The following is a 1,098-nucleotide window of genomic DNA, read 5'->3' on the forward strand; positions in this document are numbered from 1 at the left end:
CGCCTACTTACGAATATCCTCGCGGATATTCTATTCGGTTTTTATTTGCTAAATTACGTTCTAAACCACGCAACAAACCATATACAACAACGTTGCCAACAATTAAAAAACGACATTAAACCTGAACTGAAATCATTAAATATGTTTAAAAAGAAAGTCATAATAATTACTATCATTTATTTGATAATTAACGCTGTGACATTTTGGTTGATTGGAAATGGAAAACTTCCAATACACGGAAGTATTAATGTTTTGCTGTCTTTAATGATTTCGAACATAACTGGAATTGAAAACTTTTTAATTATGTCCTTGATTTATATAATAGGAACTTCAATTGTAATTTATGGACTTTCAGAATCCGCAAAAAGAAAATATGAAATAATAATTTTGTTAGTTTTAATAATTGGAATATCATTTCCTTTTTTAAATTTAAATGGTTTGTAAGCGTAATGTGAATTAAGAATAAAACGTAATATATAAATGTTTCTAAAAACCGAACTGAATGTGAAAAATACTCTTGTGGAATTTAACAAGTTTGCGGAAATAAAAACTTGATGAAAATTATAATCGGAATTTTTAAAAATTGTAAGTAAGTAGAAAATGAAAATAACTGTTGGCAACACCGTATATAATTTATTGCTGGCTTCTAGCCTACTTGCGAAAGTCCTCGCGGACTTTCTTGGTCGGTAATTATTTATTAAATTAGTTGCTTAAAACACGCAACAAACCATATACATCAACGTTAGGCAACATCAGAAAAATGAAACAAACATTAATACTTCTTATTGGAATTTTAGTTTCCACAACAGCTTTTTCACAGAATAAAGCAACTGAATTATATACTTCTGGAAACTCGAATTTCAAATCGGGAAATTTTCAAGAAGCCATTTCAAATTATACTGAATTGATGGAAATAGTCGACGAAAAAAGTGTCCGAAAAACTTGTTTCATAAATCGTGGACTTTCCTACGATCGAATTAAAAAATATGATTTAGCAATTACGGACTTTACAGAAGCAATTAAACTAGACAGTACTGATATGGCTTCATTCATTGACAGAGGACTTTCTTTAATGCACGCTGGAAAATTAGAAAGAGC

General features: G+C 29.5%; 2 protein-coding genes. Both read left to right on the plus strand.

What is annotated here, in order from left to right:
- Positions 1-444: hypothetical protein (locus tag BMZ09_RS16295; protein ID WP_218143728.1), on the plus strand; the 444-nt coding region annotated here is incomplete at its 5' end.
- A 262-nt stretch (positions 445-706) separates the two neighbouring features.
- A partial coding sequence (locus BMZ09_RS16000; RefSeq protein WP_245741164.1) for a tetratricopeptide repeat protein occupies positions 707-1,098 on the plus strand: 392 nt, incomplete at its 3' end.

Source organism: Olleya namhaensis (genome assembly GCF_900114005.1).
Classification (GTDB): domain Bacteria; phylum Bacteroidota; class Bacteroidia; order Flavobacteriales; family Flavobacteriaceae; genus Olleya; species Olleya namhaensis.